Origin of the sequence: Marinobacter sp. NP-4(2019) (genome assembly GCF_003994855.1) — a bacterium.
Classification (GTDB): Bacteria; Pseudomonadota; Gammaproteobacteria; order Pseudomonadales; family Oleiphilaceae; genus Marinobacter.
The window spans coordinates 60,207-75,482 of record NZ_CP034143.1 but is presented as its reverse complement, the minus strand read 5'-3'; the positions used below and the strand labels follow the sequence as shown (position 1 = coordinate 75,482).

Below are 15,276 nucleotides of genomic sequence, written 5' to 3'. Positions count from 1 at the left end.
TTCAAACCTCACTCGTAATCCCGAATCTGACCGGTCTCAACGTCCATCACTTTGACGGCCGGCAGGCTGGAAAGGTCGACACCAAACTCCGCCGCTTTTCCGGACTCAAAGTTGAGGGTCACCTTCCGGGCTCTAACGATTTCCGGATCAATCTTCATGTGATTCGCCCAATGGCCGATGGACTCGGCTGTGGCATCACCGGCGAACCAGATATCAAGCCGGGCGGTTCTCGAAACGGAGGCACTGACTTCGTGAAAAAGGTCTTCGCAGTCTTCCAGGCAATCATCCGTAACAAAAAAACCAATGTACTGAGTCATTGAGTTGTACTTTCTGTTCCAGTCCTCAATCCACTCTCGGTTGTCGATCACCGGTTTAGTCCCTAGCAGCTGCTGAGCGGCTTTCTGGCGCTCGACCTCAAACGCTAACTCCAGCTCCATTCTTCGGGATTCAACCTTCATCCAGATCTCGGCATACCGGGCACGCTCTTTGGGATCGGTCTCGGACACCCCCAGAGCGGTCAAGGGATCAAGGCCGGGCGACCAGACACCCCTTGGTCCACTCATAATCTGCTTGTACTTTGTCCAATCGCTTTCTTCGAGCATCCACTGTTTGGCGAGACTTTTCTCTTCGTTAGTAAGGGCGGCTGGAGAGTTTCGATCCAAGCTAGACGATGAACTGGTATCAATCTGAGAGCTTCCGGAAAATGCCGAAGGCGAAACCTGAGCCTGAACCATCGTGGATAACACCACCGCTGAGGCGATCAATATCGCTTTGCCAAAATGCATGAACCTATCCCCCGCACCCCAGGTCAACGGATTCGACAGGTAGTGTCTGGCCAGACTTAGGCACACTGAGGTCGGATACCAGCACTGGTTTGTCACAACCCGCAGGCTGAATCGGTTCAGGTGTCAGGTTCGAGATGTAGTAGCCATCGTCTGACCACGCAAAATAGCCGCGTTCGTACCCAACGGGAGCGTTTGTTCTGACCAGCTCATTATGTGAACCTTGCTCAGGATCTCTAATGTCTGCCGCAGAATGATCGTTTATAAGGATGTCCCCGCCGACGAACAGAATGAATGCTGATGCCATCAAAATTGGTTCCATGCTTCACTCCACCGCCAACCGGCGTGTTTTACTTCCGGACTTGAATATCGCCTCATTTCCTACGGCACCTTGCAGACGCCAGCCCTGGTAATATTCACCGGTCTGTAGTGGGATCCATCCACCGTTGCGATCGCGAAGAACAACATACGGCTGACTCCCCCACATATCGATCGAGGCAACCGTTGCACCTTCCAATGAATGGTTGAGTTGGGGCTGAGGAGCCGGAGCGGCTACTTTCTGGACGATGGTTTTTACAACCGGGCGATCATTCAGGATCTTGACCTGCTTGCCCATGTTGTCGATATCCTGGCGATGTTCATCAATAACCTTTTTCTGGGTATCGAGGACGGTTTTAATACCTCCCAGCTCAACTTGGATGTCCTCGATCGCAACCTGCATCGTTCTAAGATCCCGCCCGAATTGCTCAATCGTTGTCACTCTTGAACCGTTGACCTGAACGATCGACTGCGTGTCCGACAAGTCTTCGGCGATTTCATTGTCGCGACTCGCGAGGGCGGACAGGCTTTCTTTGATATCGCTAATCGACTGACTGACACTAACTTCGCCTGTTACTTGCTGGAATCCGATATAGCCACTTGTAACGAGTGCAGCCAATGAGATGGTTAAGGCGGACGCTATGAGAATCTTTCCGCCGCCTGGGTTCGATTTACGACTTTTTTGGTTCGGCTGTTCTGAAACGGGAATGGGTTCCGGTTCCCCGCGAGACTCGACTTCCGGTTGAACAAATATCTCTTCAGGCAAATCCAGCGTCGGGTCTTCAATACCTCCACTCTGGTCCGCGACAGACTCAGAAAGTCCAGCTTCTGCGAATGCATCATCAGACGCCCCTTGGTCAACCCGATCTCGACGTTTACCACCCTCAATGGAGCGAATAATACTTTGACCCAGCTTCGGCATTACTGATTCCTCGCAACCAGGTTTGACCCAAGCTCAAATGCAACTTTCCGGTGCACAGGGTCAACGACAAGTTCAAATGCCTCACCGGAGAGAGTCGTCAGCGCTTTGTCGAGCGTCATTGGTCCTATTTTTCGATGGATTGCTGGCAACGGGAGGTTAAGCAACGCTTTAGCCTCTTCACTTAACACCGCCGCATCCGCCAGGACGTACCCGGAACGTGCGAGTAAAAACTCAACGGTTTGTCCGACAGAGTTGACTGATTGCGGAATGTTGGTGCGGACCACGACCTTTAAGGGATTCAGTTGATCTGCCGGCGGGATGTTCTTTACGTAGCTGTAGCGGCCCGTTTGAATCCGCTCGACAGTTTCGTCTGGGCTTCCAGGGTGTGTGTCTGCCTGTGCGAATGAGCTCAAACAACTCAGAGCTAGGGCAAGTGAGATTGATTTCATTAGAGTTACCTCAACACGGTTAAGCAGACTCACGGTAACTCGGGGGTGGGCCTGTCTTTGCTTTTTTAGGTCAGGGCCTGTTGACCTATTCGGAGGGTTATAAAGTAGTTAAGGGCGCGAACGTAATTGCTGAGGGGAGATGAGCCTGTAAATAAATCTGTGTAACTGCCCACCCCATTACAGGTGGCCGTCCAGGCGGTCACCGAATTCGATAATAAAGCGATTTAATGCCGGCTTCCAATCACGGATCGGCATGGTCCATTTCTTTGAGGCCTGCTGGATCGCCAGGAAGGCCACTTTCAGTGCCGAGTCATCGGTGGGGAACAGCTTGCGGCGCTTGGTGGCTTTGCGGATCACGCTGTTCAGCGACTCAATGGCATTGGTGGTGTAGATTACCTTCCGGATCGCCGGCGGGTACTCGAAGATGGTGATCAGGTTATCCCAGTGGCTTTGCCAGGAACGAGAGATCTGTGGGTATTGGCTGTCCCAGCGCTCTCCAAAGGCCTCCAGTGCCTGTCGGGCTTCATGTTCCGTAGCAGACTGGTAGATCTGCTTCAGGTCCGCAGTAACCGCCCTGTAGTCCTTCCAGGACACGTAGCGCAGCGAGTTACGAACCATATGCACGATGCAGAGCTGAACCTTGGTTTGGGGGTATTCAGCCGCAATGGCATCCGGGAACCCTTTGAGGCCATCCACACAGGCGATCAGGATGTCCTCCAAGCCACGGTTCTTCAGTTCTGTCAGTACCGATAGCCAGAACTTCGCGCCTTCGGTCTCGGCCAGCCAGAGGCCCAGCAGTTCCTTCTGGCCCTCCATGTTGATGCCCAGAGCTAGGTATAGGGACTTGTTGATCACCCTCTTGTCCTGACGAATTTTCAGAACAATGCAGTCCAGATAAACAATGGGGCAGATCGGATCAACAGGGCGATTCTGCCACTCGTGAACCTGATCAATCACACGTTCCGTCACCTTGGAAACCAGTGTTGCCGAGATGTCCGCGTCGTACATCTCCTTGAAGGCACCCACGATATCCCGGGTGCTCAGGCCCTTGGCGTATAGCGCCAGGATCTGGTCATCCATCTGGGTCAGGCGGGACTGGCCTTTACGGACGAACTGAGGCTCGAAGGAACCGTCCCGGTCACGAGGAGCCTGTATCGGTACTTCGCCGTGCTGGCCCTTCAGGCGCTTGGCAGAATAGCCGTTACGGCTGTTACCGGTGCCACGGCCTTCAAGAGCGTGCTTCTCGTATCCAAGATGCTCATCCAGTTCGGCGTTGAGTGCGGTCTCGACGGTGAGCTTGACCAGCTGCTGTGTGAGGGCTCCGAGATCTTTTTCAGACTTGATGTCCTTGGCCAGCTCGGCGGCCATAGCTTTAAGTTTTTCTTGGTCCAATTGCGTACCCACGATGGTATCCTTTTGAAAAGATTACTCAGTCGTGGGCAGTTACACAATTTGGTTTACAGCCTCGGGGAGATCAATCAATGATCTCCCCTCATTCAATAAAGACTGGGCTCAGCGAAACCCATATTTGGAGACTGATCCGAAAATGGGGCGGCGGGATCGTTTTTCCCCTAGTTTTTCGTGCGGGCCTATAGCACTCGCACGGCATAGCTTCGCTACACAAAAGCCACTCGGCGTTTGGCGTCATCATCATACAAGAATCGCTTGCTTGCTGACCGAGTTTCCAGCATCGAGAAGGTTGTATTGTGAACGCTAACCGGACTCCCCTACCCTGCTTCGCAGGTGACTCTGATTAGCGCTCAAAATAGTGCAGGTAAAAGCAAGATTGCCTGATCCGATGCCGGGTTGGCTAAATGGAGGTGCTGTTCAGAATAGCGAAGGGACTCTTCGCAGATAAGCCCGTAGGCTGGGGGTATTTCAGAAACTATTACAGAAGCCCTTCCGTTTTTCAACTAAATAGCCAGCTCTCGCAGCTCAGCGATTTCATTTTCCGACTGCTCAATTGAGTCTGCCATTGCCTTCAGCAGGCGCAAATTCGCATTGAGATAGATAATCTCCTCCTCCAGAACCTTCAAGTGACGCATCTCTTCATGATCGAGACTTCTGAGGTAGTCCTGAATGGAGACTGCCGCAAGTCGGACATACTTCCGATCCCGTTTGCTCGATCGAAACCGCCAAAAGTATTTTCTTGTCGTTCCGTCTGATCTCGAGCTGATCGCCAACTCAAAGTTTTCACCAAAAATAGTCGCGAGATCATCCCCAATCTCTGATGCCCTCGCATCCAACTGTGCTCGGAATTTCTCGATCTCGGCCTTGTAGAGATTACGTCGAGCACCACTATTATCCTTAAAAGGTATTAGTAAATTTATATTTAAAGAATCGGCCATCAAATTTCTGCCCCTGATCCAACCACTGATAACCGGTTCTGATCCAGCTCCAGGACTGGTTATGATCCAGGATCAGTCCGGTTCTGATCCAAGTACCTATCGAAAAAAGGCGCCGAATGAGGGCGCCTTAATAATTACGTTTCTCAAGCACTCATGCCGTTGCAGAAGCTTCAGCTTCCTGTTCGGCAAGAACTCGGTCTAGCTCTGACTCCAGATCAGTCAAGCGAGGATCCTGTATTTTTCCTTTCGCCTTAGAGTGTCTCGTCAGTTCACCGCCAAGCGTCTGGAGCCTTTTAACCGGTAACGTCGGGGCATTATCCGATCTTGTACTGCCTTCAAGATATCCGATCTCCAAATCACCCATCAGCTCTTTCGCTTTTTGCGCTCGCTGATTGTTTGCTGCCATATCGTCCCGGGTCACTCCGGTATGGCGATACCGATAAACGAGGTGCAGGACTCCTCTTACTCTTTTCTCAACCCTAGCCAATGTCTGGAACTTCTCCTTATTCGGAAGCAAGCCAATGTGATTGGCCAATAGAACACTCAGAACAATCTGATCAACTTTCAGCAACTGGTACACCAACTGAAACCCCAACCTTGAAGCAAACCGCACTGGAACTACTGCTGGATTCTTACTCGCGACATCTGGCAGACGCATCGCAGGTGGAATGTTTTCATCAATGAACGCTTTAATGTCTTTCAGTTCTTCATCCAGATCTTCGGAGAGGTGCTCGATGCCCTCCTCAATCTGAGCAAAGTGATAGTCAGCGTAGGGGTCGTCATCTCTGATGGCCTGCTCAATGGAGCGAACTCGAGAGCAGAAACCGGGCAAGCCCAGAATGCCGTGACGATTCTCTGTCTTTTCACGGCCTTGCCAAAGCCGTAATGCTGGCCTTGTGGCTAACTCGATTTCGATATCCTGTGTTGGAGCAATCGATGCCATTTTGCTTTTTGCTTCTTTCGTCATTGTTCTATCCTCAAGCGCAGATTCGGGAGGCATTGCTGTGGGCTGTTGCAGCAACTTGTTCGATGATTTGGACTTCACGGTAAATCTGCGAAAGCGGGATTCCCGTGCTTTTAGCAACGACAAGCATGCGCTGACGATTATCGGCAATCGTTATATTGGCTAACCATGCATCATAAACTCTGCGCTGTTCATCGAGAGTCGTAGCTGGAAGGCGCCCTTTCACAGTCGGAACATTCAGGAATCGTTTTCGGCTTGCAACCTGGGTGCTTCGAAGTCCAAACAACTCAGCCATCATCTCTTTGCATGCGCCTCGACGAAGAAATTCATCGATCATGACATAGCGCTGTGCTTCCCTAGCTTCTATCTCAATGATTCGCGTCAGCTTAGACACATCAACGGGAAACCATTTGAGATTAGGCACGTCCCGGACGTAATTTTCTGAGATCGACTGGATCTGATCAGCCTTCAACTGATCCAAAGCCTGCATCGCTTCAAGCGATAGGCCCAGATCTTCTTGTAACCCGAAATCCCCTTCACGGCAGGATTCGAGTGCGCTAACCAAAATAGTGGAAAGAAACCTTGAAGATTCAGTTTTGAGTTTTACATTGGTGGCCACGACGTTTTCCCCTGTGTCGGCTAACCATGGGTCATGGCTGTTAGAAAAGCTAAGCCCGGGCGCAGTTATTCGCCACGGAACCCTTCTTTTCGAACACTAGAGGAGACCTCGGAACTCGAGAGCAGCATCCGTACTTCAGAACAAACTCTATGCCATGTTTTTCCGACATAATTAGTCCGAAGTGGCTTTCTGTCAATTTTTTTCGACTTACTTAGAGTTTAAAAATTTATTGGGACGATTTTTTTAGACATTGATCACGATTGTGAGGCAATGCAGGGGCCTGGCAAAGCAGACGTAACACCAGGCTTCAGACTGGCCTGCTCGATGTTAGCGAAACTTTCGCCAAGGCGCATGATGGCTTTCCATGGCGTCCTCGGCGAAATTTGTATGGCGACCCGCCCTACCCTCACCAGCCGCACTATACAAATGACAGCGATCATGGTCCGACCTAACCAATAACATTAGTCATATGACTAAACGCTGATGATTAGGCCTTCCCACAACGTGACGTTTTATTTTTTAGTCACGTGACTATAATGATAGGCAAGGATACTACCCCACTCGGTTGCAACCCATACCTACACGCAAAGGTCGGTCAGAATGGCACATTTACCGCTTTTAACGGACGCCGAAGAGGCAATCAACTACTACAAGTCCCAACCACACTTCTCTTCTGACCCTATCACAGCCCACGTCATTCGGATTCTGGTCCAGGATGGATACAAGAACAGAGACATCCGTGAAGCCCTGGGTATTGAGAAGGTTTATACAGTTACTCATTTCATCAGAGTCAGCCAGGCTTTAACCGATGGGGAAATGGATCTGTGGTTTAACAATCCTGATCGAATTACCCTGGGTCACCTTCGTGCCATCGCAAAGCTCGATTTCCCAACACGTGAGAGCCTGTTGAGAAAACTCTTAGTAGCCCGCTCCCCTGTCCATGAGTTTGAATCGATAGCTCGTGGGGATGCGCAGGAAAAGGATGTCGACATTGCTCGGTTTGCTAGCACAATGAGTGAAGTGACCGGCCGCCCCACAGACATTCGATTCAACAAGAAGAGAAAGAACGGAACCATCACTCTGAACTTTTATGACCTGGATGACCTGGATGATCTGTGTCGAAAACTGGGTTTTAATCCATCGGAGTACTTTTGATCTCTCATCTCAGATCCCGAATTCCTCACGCTTTATTCCCGGGATTTAACGGAAATTCTTCCCCCGTTTTCTCTCCGGTTCCGCCGTTAAAGGAGGAAAAAGTTTCCCTGATTTCTCAGCTATGTTGCCCAAAAAGCCGGAAACTTTTTCCGCACTTTTAAAGGCGATCCATAAACATACCCTTTTCATTTCAAGTGGTTAGGGGTAAAGAAAAGCCGGATTCCCGCGGCGGGAATCCGGCTTTTTGCTAAAGATTCCCGCAACGGGAATCTCCGGGATTTCCTAGCAATTCCCGTCGCGGGAATTGCCAGAACCTCACTTGCTCTCGTTAAGTTCAACCCCTAACGTCTTTGTCAGAAACTCCACAATCTTCGAGAGAGATTCTTCGTCCGCACCATCAATCTCAAACTTTGTGGTCCCCTTGTTAGTAATGCCATGCTTCAGAAAACGATCACCTTCAGGCGACTTGTACAGCACAGGAGCTTTAGCTTTTGGCTGGGCTTGCCTAACTCGAACAGAGCTTTTAAGCGCTTTGATAACCTCCTCAACACCCAGCGACTCCCCACCCTCTTTCATCGACTCTTTGCGAAGCTCTAACAGCTCATCCACTTTGGCTAAAAGGGATCTTTCATTCTTCTTTCTCAGCTTCGAAATCATCTCTCCATAAGAGAGAGGCATATCAGAGGGTGATGGCAGAATGCGCACAAACTTTTCATCAAGCTCAACACACGCCTTGTATCTGTTGATATTTGACGAACTAATACCCTTGGCGGCCCCCAACTGTGTCCAGTTGGCAAACTCACCATCATTAATTTGCCGCTCCCAGGCTTTCGCTTTTTCGAAATAACTAACATCCTGATGCTTGTTCTCAATGACACTCAATTCACGTACGTCGGCGTCTGGAACGTCCCCAACAAGAGCCAGGTACGGCTTCTTGGCAAGCACAGCCGCCTTTAACCGCCGAGAACCTTCAATGAGCTCAAAGCGACCATCTTTCTTAGGCCTTACAGTGCCGGGGAACTGCTGCCCTTGTTTTCTGATAGATGGAAGAATGTCTCTCAGTGAAATCTCATCAAGAAACTCCTGAATACGCTCATTTTCCGGAGATACATCGATTTTGGATGGGTCAATTCTCTGAAGCTCGAAAACCACTTCCTGCTGAGTAACAGGCATTGTCAAAACAATAGGCTTGCCCTTCTCCTCAGACTCTTTGCTCTCAAGAAGGCGTAGAAGCTCTTGTTTCTCTTCCTCAAACTTCGATGTAGCTTCTTCAAGCGCCCGCTCGGCTTTAGCCTTCTCCTCTTTCAGAGATTCTGTAACAGAAATTGGGCGCCTTTCCCCCTGCATCGCACCAAGAGCTGGCGATGGACGCCTCCTCTTACGAGTACTGGATGACGAATCCGTTTCTTCACCCCCACCAGGGAGAAGCTCATCGATATTTCCATACTTGTTAGGCTTAACCATCTTTAGGCCTCCTTATCTGACAAGCGGTTGGCTCTTTTAAGGTCATCACGAGCGAGATCCGCACTAGACATAATTTCGTCGATTTTATCCAAGTGTGATGAGCGCAAGGCATCCTCGAAACAAGTTTCCCAGACCGCATCATGCATTTCTTCAAAGAGCCGATCGAACATCTCTATCGTTTTCTTCAGTCGTTTTCGGTTATCTGACTCAGCGGGGTTCTTCTCATAGATGGAGTAAGTGCTGGTATTGGCTTTCCCTATTTCATCCGAGGCGTGAGCCTCCGTAGATAGAACATCACCTCTCTCAACAGTGAAAACGCGACGAATTATTTGCCCCATAAAGTGGGCATAGCTTGATCCGCTGTATTTTGTGATGAAATAACGCATATCCGGAATGTTCGGATACATTTTTTCTTGCTTGTACATCTCAGCAGTCTCCGCAACCAGGCCTGCAAACTGAAGCGTAGAGGCAAAGTCCAGCATCGCAGCTGGTGTCGGGACGAAACAGACATCACAAGCGCTTACAACATTCAGCGTTGACAGGTTTAGTGAGGGGGTACCATCAATGATAATGAAATCGTAGTTTTCACCCACTTCCAACAGACCGTTTCGTAATTTCATGATGCGATCCAACATTGGTACGTTGGCTTCATTCATTACGGAAGGCATCAAAAGATCAATATTGAGGTTTTGAAGGCAGGCAGGAATGATATCGATGTTATCCCAGTAGGTTTTCTGAATTGCATAGTGCAAAGACCTCGAAGATCCTTCCGGGTGGCCTGCCTCGACTAGAGCTTCATCGTCTTCCAGAAAAAAAGGGGCGACAGTGTTTTCGTAATGAACATTGTCATCAGGGCGTTTGCCAAAATAGAAGCTCAAAGAACCTTGGGGATCGGTATCCAGAAGCAAGCAGCGATACCCGCGAATTGCGAGGTACTGTGAGAATAGGTGGCAGGTCGTTGTTTTCTGAGACCCGCCCTTCAAATTCAAAATTCCAGCAATCGCAGCAGACGAACCCTCTGGTTTCCTGGGGGCGGTATTGAAGACACGTTGGATATGGTTGATATGGTTTATGGTGTAACCAGCTCGTACCTTCCTCGCCGTATCGCTGCGATATTCTGGTTCAGGCAACCGACCATCTTGCTCAGCAGCATAGAGAAGGCCTACACTAATTCCTGCTAACTCAGCAGCTTGCGTGGTTCCATATCGACGCTGTTGAACCCTATCATCAACCTCACTCTCCTCAAGCCAGGTCAAGTCGTGCTTATCTATCTGAGCTTTCTTTACAAGGCCAGGGATCTCCTTCATGATTTTTTCACCGCGCGCCACGACCGTATTGATCTTTTTCAACGCAGCTTCGAGGTAGCTCTTTTCCGAATCATTGTCAGCCATATTGATACCCTTCCTGATTATTTGACATCCAGAATACATGTAGGATAATCATAGTCTAATGTTACCGAATGCCTTTGAAAATGCCTTTTTGGTGACATACACAAAACCAAACGATTCATTGATAATTTTGGCTCGTAAAATCCGACGTTCGATATCGGAATACCGGACACTTAGCTTGACGCGGAAGGGCACATGGACAGGAAGGTTCTCAAACAAAAAGAAAAGTCTCAGCTGAAGCTTGATCTTTTCGGGTTGGATCCCTTAATAGATCAGAATTACAGCCATTCCTTCGAGATCTATGACACCGTAGGAAAATTCGAGTACGACAAAAAGAAGAAATATCGGCTCTCAGCTGCTGCGGATGACACTGAGTTCGTGCGGCAAACGGAGTACAACGGCTTAATCATTAATGTTTCGGTCACCGATGCAAACATTGAACGCATTATGCCCGATGGCACAAAGAAAAGAGTCTTTGTGCGACCTGGAGCCAGAGAAGAGATCATTGAAGACGTACTTCGAAAGCTCGCCACAGAGAGAAGGGCAGAAGCCTATGAAATTACCTCGGGTGACAGCAAGGGACAGCAGTTAGTTGGAATTGAGTTCAGCCTTTATGAGGTCTATGAAGAGCTCAAACGGATCAATAACGGTAAGGTTCAATATTCTTACTCCGAAATCCGAGAAGCAATCACCGTACTAAACCGGGCCCATCTCCAATTCGATGCCGAAGATGGCTCCATCAGCTTTTCTGCACCGTTCCTCCCATTTCTAGCCTTCGCAGAAAAGGCCACGAAAGGTGAGACCAAATCCTTTGTTTGCTTTCATCCGATGGTGACCAGCATCATCATGACAGCAAACTACCGTCGCTATAACTACAAAAAGGCTCTTTCTTTTAAGGGACAGTACACACGTTTGATTTATAAGCGGCTGTGTAATCGCTGGATCCAAGCCGGGCCGGGGAACCCGTATCGCGTCAAACTTTCAACCCTGGTTGCCGCCATGAAAGCTCCCTACAAAAACCTCTACCAGGATAAAGCGCTCCTGCAGGACATCCTTGAAGAGCTTATCGCTGAGCGGGTGATTGAAAGCTATGAAGCCACACCAAAGAAGATAAAAGCCAAGATCGTCGACTGGCTGTTTGAGTTAAGAGCTACGAATGAGTTTGCAAAGCAGCAAGCGGCCAGTAACAAAACAGCAAATCGCATTGCTGGAAAAGCACAGGCCCAGATCTCAGACAAGCGAGATCATCAACAGGCTGACGAAAAAGGTTGGTGGTCAGAAGCGAGGGCAGGGCAGGGCGACGACTCAGTCCAAGATATCGATCAGATTCCTTTCGATGAGTAAAGCCTAAGACTCCATCCAGTAAGCCCCTTACGAAACCACCATCACAAAAGCCTCTCCTTGCCTTTTCTATCTCAAACCATAGTTTTTTGGCTTTAAATCTTGTCTATCCCAGCCTGCAGTATTTCCTGAAGAACACACTTCTATCTCAAACCCAAGCAAACGGCTAACTAACCACACGCCTGCTTTCTCAAACCCTAGTACTCTGACCCACATAATTTAAACTCCTATCTCAAACCTGAGTAACCTTTAGGCCAAAAATCGAGCAATTCAGGAATTATTTAATGCGAAAAGTACAATACTAGGGTTTGCCATAGAGTTTGTTCCTCAGGGCTTGTCCCTTGTCGCACAAGGGATTGGAGGCTTGCCTGTCTTAGAGTCACCATAGCTTGCTTGCTGGGCTCAGATCCCAGGGACACTAAGGGCAGACGTTGACTATCGATTGCTTTAAAAAAGCATTGAAGTGTCCGAGGATAATTTTCTGAGGCAAAAAAATAACTGGGGGGATTGATCACTTAATAGCAGGGAAAAATGCTTTAAATTATAAGAAAATCTCTATCTAATTGTTTTATATTGTTTTTTTAAGGAGGCTGTCGAACCAAAGCTAAAGAAAACACTCGGACCATTACTACGGTTGGAGATAGAGAATTACTAGGGTTTGAGATAGATGTCGAAAATATTACTGTGGTTTGAGATAGAAATTGATAGATTGACAGTGATCAGGCAACTACTAAGTAGATTTTTGTGGACAAAGCTGTGTGTATCATGTGTATACCCTGTGGATAGGAATGTGTAAATTTGAGTGTTTAGGGTTTGAGATAGAAAAACACTAAGGTTTGCCCGAGCAATCCACTCCGTTTAAAGAGAGCGCTTTACTCTGGTTACACGCAGCAAACTACTAAGGTTTGTCATAGCAGTTTCTTCGCTAAACCGTTATCCCACAAGGCCTACAGGCCCGATCGAACCAAGGTCTTCCGTAGCACTACCGTTCTTAACCCGTTATTAATCCGTTTTTGTCTTTAATAATCAGAGAAAAAAACTTGTCAGCTTTTTTCTTTAAGCCGATCTACGATCCACAATACTCCGCAACAAACTACAAGATTTTCTGACATTATCAATTAAAGAATTTTCTGAGCAGGGCAGGGCAGAGCAGCCACGGATCACAACTGAACGTTAGTCAACAACAGCCGCTCGAGCTCTAAGAAAATGAAACAGGGCCGTATGCAGAGCACGAGTGGTATTACAGTTCCAGAAAGACTGCAGATGCATCAACAATTCCGTTGACTCACAGATATAGTAGCTTTTGCTAACACCATTCCTCTGAGGGGCAATGGGCATCAATGAGACACGATGCTCAAAGGCCCAGGCTACTGCCGAGTCCAAAAGCTGGTATTGGTAATCGATGGAATCATCCTTCGCGCAAAGAATCTTAACCAGCCGCTGGTCTTTTGGATCAATCTTCAAAGTGAATGGGACGAGTTTCGGGATGGCCACATCTGACTCTAGGGTAGGGGGTTAGATGCCCAATGTTCTAACACCAAGCTATTACGTTCACTTCGTTTTGGGTCATCTTGATTCGACCCTTTTTAGTACAGATTTAAATGGGGTTCGATCAGAATCACTCTGCGGAGGACTCTATGTTTAAACGATTGATGCGGAAAGAACTAACTAGCTCACCAGAACCCAAAACACCTGAATACGCAGTAGCCCTTTCAGGTAAGGATCTATTAAAACAGCCAAAAAGGACTGAGCTTATCTCGAGGGTCAAGAGATTGTTCAGTGTCACGGAGCAAGTATGGAACAAACACTATCTTTACGCTATTGAGCAATTCGCCGAGCTAGTCCAGGAAGTCCCAGCCTCCGAGATCCATCACCATTCAGAGTCAGGCGGATTAATCGATCACACTCTGGAAGCACTCTACGCAGGCGTCCGCATATCCCAGGGATACATCCTGCCACCCAACGCGGAACCAGAATCTATTGCGGAGTCCGCGGACCGTTGGCGATTCGCAGCCATGATCGCAATACTCTCTCACGATTTAGGCAAAATCGTTACTGATATCGAAGTGGTCTACCGGTTACCTGAAAAACAATTTCAAATTTGGCACCCTTGGTATGGAAACATCCCACCAGGTGCTGCGTACCGTTACCGGTTCAGAAGAAAAATCGAGAACACACGGCTAGCCAAGACATTGCATGAGAAATCAGCGATGTCGCTACTACCAAGACTTCTCACCAAGGAAGCTGCCACCTGGCTATTCAAGGATCTAGAGTTAATTTCACAGTTGTTTAGCACAATTTCACATTCTACTTTTGGAGGTCAGGTAATCGCAGAAATTGTTCGTGCTGCTGATGGGGCAAGTGTTTCAAAGAACGTTGGTGCGAATACCGGCAAGAAAGCTGACCACACAAACACAGTCCCACTCTATGAAAAGCTCATCGTTTCACTCCGTAAACTGGTTAACGATGGCGACCTCAAGCGAAACAAACCAGGCGCCGCAGTTTGGGTTACCGATCAGGATACCTGGGTGGTATCTAAGGCAACAATGGAGGCAGTACGAATCCAACTGATCAACGAAGGTCACTCCGGGATCCCCAAAAATGTTGTCACTCTTTTCGGCATTCTGAATGACCACGACTGCCTTGTTCCAAATCCCGATGGAGATAGCGTCTGGTACGCTGAAATCAATGACCACGGAAAGAATTGGCAGCAAAAACTAACTTTCCTGAGATTTAAAAACGAGATCATCTGGCCAACAAGCCAGCCAGACATGTTTGATGGCACTGTCACGCCAATCGACCGTAATGGTACCCCCTTGGAGATATCTCGGGTCGTTGAACCAAATCCAGAGGCAGGGGAAGGCCACTTGGATCACCTGCGCATAGAAAGCCATAACAATGAGCACAATCAGAAAGCACCAAAAGTAGCCACCGGTCCTGTCACTTCAAAGATAACTACGGCTCACAAAGAGAAGGGCGGTGCGGAACCTGAAGAGGCCAAGGAAAAACAATCGCAGGCTCGAGCTCAACCAGGAAGCAAAGCTCACGGTTTGACCTCAGAGAAGGCTGTAGAGCACTGGAAGACCAAACGTGAAGTGCAGGAAGATATTTTGAGAGACAATGACTTCCTGGCCTGGTTATTGAAAGGCATTGCCCGCCGGCAAATTCGGGTAAATGAGCCTAAGGCGCCTGTCCACATCCTCGATGGCCATATTGCACTGGTCACTCCGGCAATTTTTAATCTCTTCCTCGATAAGAACTCGCTAAAGAAACGCCTGTACGAAAAGAGAGCAGGGGATAAGCGGGTTTACACAGTTCTCCAACGAGAACTGGAAGTTTTGGATATTCATCAGAGGGGAACAGATGGACAAAATATCGTGACCGTTTCAGTGGAGGGCCAGCGTTCAAAGAGTGAACTGAAGGTCTACTTACTAAATCGAGCCTGTTTCCCATCCTTGAGAGCCTTTGCAGCTAATCCTGCGATCAAAATTCACCTTTAGTGGGGGGCTTGCATTTGGCCATCGTG

At 48.6% G+C, this 15,276-nt stretch carries 12 protein-coding genes; 3 read left to right on the top strand and 9 right to left on the bottom strand.

The features are described from left to right. Window positions 1-8 precede the first annotated feature (8 nt). The 7 genes from EHN06_RS20685 to EHN06_RS20655 form a co-directional block, all read right to left on the bottom strand. On the bottom strand, window positions 9-602 hold the full coding sequence (locus tag EHN06_RS20685; RefSeq protein ID WP_265936937.1) for a TIGR03759 family integrating conjugative element protein: 594 nt from the start codon (window positions 600-602) through the stop codon (window positions 9-11). A gap of 505 nt (window positions 603-1,107) precedes the next feature. After that, a complete protein-coding gene (locus tag EHN06_RS20680) occupies window positions 1,108-2,022 on the bottom strand; it encodes a hypothetical protein (protein ID WP_127334566.1) in 915 nt (304 codons plus the stop codon). Continuing rightward, on the bottom strand, window positions 2,022-2,471 hold the full coding sequence (locus EHN06_RS20675) for a PilL N-terminal domain-containing protein (protein WP_127334565.1): 450 nt from the start codon (window positions 2,469-2,471) through the stop codon (window positions 2,022-2,024). Before EHN06_RS20675 ends, EHN06_RS20680 begins: the two co-directional genes overlap by 1 nt. A 177-nt stretch (window positions 2,472-2,648) precedes the next feature. Beyond that, window positions 2,649-3,863 (bottom strand): IS256 family transposase, encoded by a 1,215-nt coding sequence (locus EHN06_RS20670; protein WP_127334588.1) that lies wholly within the window; start codon window positions 3,861-3,863, stop codon window positions 2,649-2,651. 521 nt (window positions 3,864-4,384) lie between these two features. Then, on the bottom strand, window positions 4,385-4,819 hold the full coding sequence (locus tag EHN06_RS20665; RefSeq protein ID WP_127334564.1) for a hypothetical protein: 435 nt from the start codon (window positions 4,817-4,819) through the stop codon (window positions 4,385-4,387). A 151-nt stretch (window positions 4,820-4,970) separates the two neighbouring features. Continuing rightward, the gene (locus EHN06_RS20660; protein ID WP_127334563.1) at window positions 4,971-5,786 is read right to left on the bottom strand and encodes a PFL_4669 family integrating conjugative element protein; all 816 of its coding nucleotides are present in this window, start codon (window positions 5,784-5,786) and stop codon (window positions 4,971-4,973) included. A gap of 10 nt (window positions 5,787-5,796) precedes the next feature. After that, entirely contained in the window at window positions 5,797-6,402 is a 606-nt protein-coding gene (locus EHN06_RS20655) for an STY4526/YPO1902 family pathogenicity island replication protein (protein WP_072678421.1), read from the bottom strand. Window positions 6,403-7,002: 600 nt separating this feature from the next. Here EHN06_RS20655 and EHN06_RS20650 point away from each other — a divergent pair. Continuing rightward, the gene (locus tag EHN06_RS20650) at window positions 7,003-7,557 is read left to right on the top strand and encodes a transcriptional regulator (protein ID WP_127334562.1); all 555 of its coding nucleotides are present in this window, start codon (window positions 7,003-7,005) and stop codon (window positions 7,555-7,557) included. Between the two features lie 315 nt (window positions 7,558-7,872). Here EHN06_RS20650 and EHN06_RS20645 read toward each other — a convergent pair whose 3' ends face one another. Together EHN06_RS20645 and EHN06_RS20640 are read right to left on the bottom strand one after the other, a co-directional pair. Next, window positions 7,873-9,021 (bottom strand): ParB/RepB/Spo0J family partition protein, encoded by a 1,149-nt coding sequence (locus EHN06_RS20645; protein WP_127334561.1) that lies wholly within the window; start codon window positions 9,019-9,021, stop codon window positions 7,873-7,875. Window positions 9,022-9,023: 2 nt separating this feature from the next. Continuing rightward, window positions 9,024-10,412: an AAA family ATPase gene (locus EHN06_RS20640; protein WP_228257508.1), complete on the bottom strand. Its 1,389-nt coding sequence runs from the start codon at window positions 10,410-10,412 to the stop codon at window positions 9,024-9,026. A gap of 192 nt (window positions 10,413-10,604) precedes the next feature. On the opposite strand from EHN06_RS20640, the gene EHN06_RS20635 reads away from it, so the two are divergent. Both EHN06_RS20635 and mobH read left to right on the top strand, forming a co-directional pair. Next, window positions 10,605-11,753, top strand: a complete 1,149-nt coding sequence (locus EHN06_RS20635; protein ID WP_011783533.1) for a RepB family plasmid replication initiator protein — start codon at window positions 10,605-10,607, stop codon at window positions 11,751-11,753. 1,634 nt (window positions 11,754-13,387) lie between these two features. After that, a complete protein-coding gene (gene mobH, locus EHN06_RS20630) occupies window positions 13,388-15,250 on the top strand; it encodes a MobH family relaxase (protein ID WP_127334560.1) in 1,863 nt (620 codons plus the stop codon). Window positions 15,251-15,276: the final 26 nt, after the last annotated feature.

Bases quoted from the DNA above. Each gene is read 5' to 3' on its own strand.
- EHN06_RS20645 (WP_127334561.1), bottom strand. From the start codon at position 9,021: ATGGTTAAGCCTAACAAGTATGGAAATATCGATGAGCTTCTCCCTGGT.
- EHN06_RS20685 (WP_265936937.1), bottom strand. From the start codon at position 602: ATGCTCGAAGAAAGCGATTGGACAAAGTACAAGCAGATTATGAGTGGA.
- EHN06_RS20635 (WP_011783533.1), top strand. From the start codon at position 10,605: ATGGACAGGAAGGTTCTCAAACAAAAAGAAAAGTCTCAGCTGAAGCTT.
- EHN06_RS20640 (WP_228257508.1), bottom strand. From the start codon at position 10,412: ATGGCTGACAATGATTCGGAAAAGAGCTACCTCGAAGCTGCGTTGAAA.
- EHN06_RS20650 (WP_127334562.1), top strand. From the start codon at position 7,003: ATGGCACATTTACCGCTTTTAACGGACGCCGAAGAGGCAATCAACTAC.
- mobH (WP_127334560.1), top strand. From the start codon at position 13,388: ATGTTTAAACGATTGATGCGGAAAGAACTAACTAGCTCACCAGAACCC.
- EHN06_RS20675 (WP_127334565.1), bottom strand. From the start codon at position 2,471: ATGAAATCAATCTCACTTGCCCTAGCTCTGAGTTGTTTGAGCTCATTC.
- EHN06_RS20665 (WP_127334564.1), bottom strand. From the start codon at position 4,819: ATGGCCGATTCTTTAAATATAAATTTACTAATACCTTTTAAGGATAAT.
- EHN06_RS20660 (WP_127334563.1), bottom strand. From the start codon at position 5,786: ATGACGAAAGAAGCAAAAAGCAAAATGGCATCGATTGCTCCAACACAG.
- EHN06_RS20680 (WP_127334566.1), bottom strand. From the start codon at position 2,022: ATGCCGAAGCTGGGTCAAAGTATTATTCGCTCCATTGAGGGTGGTAAA.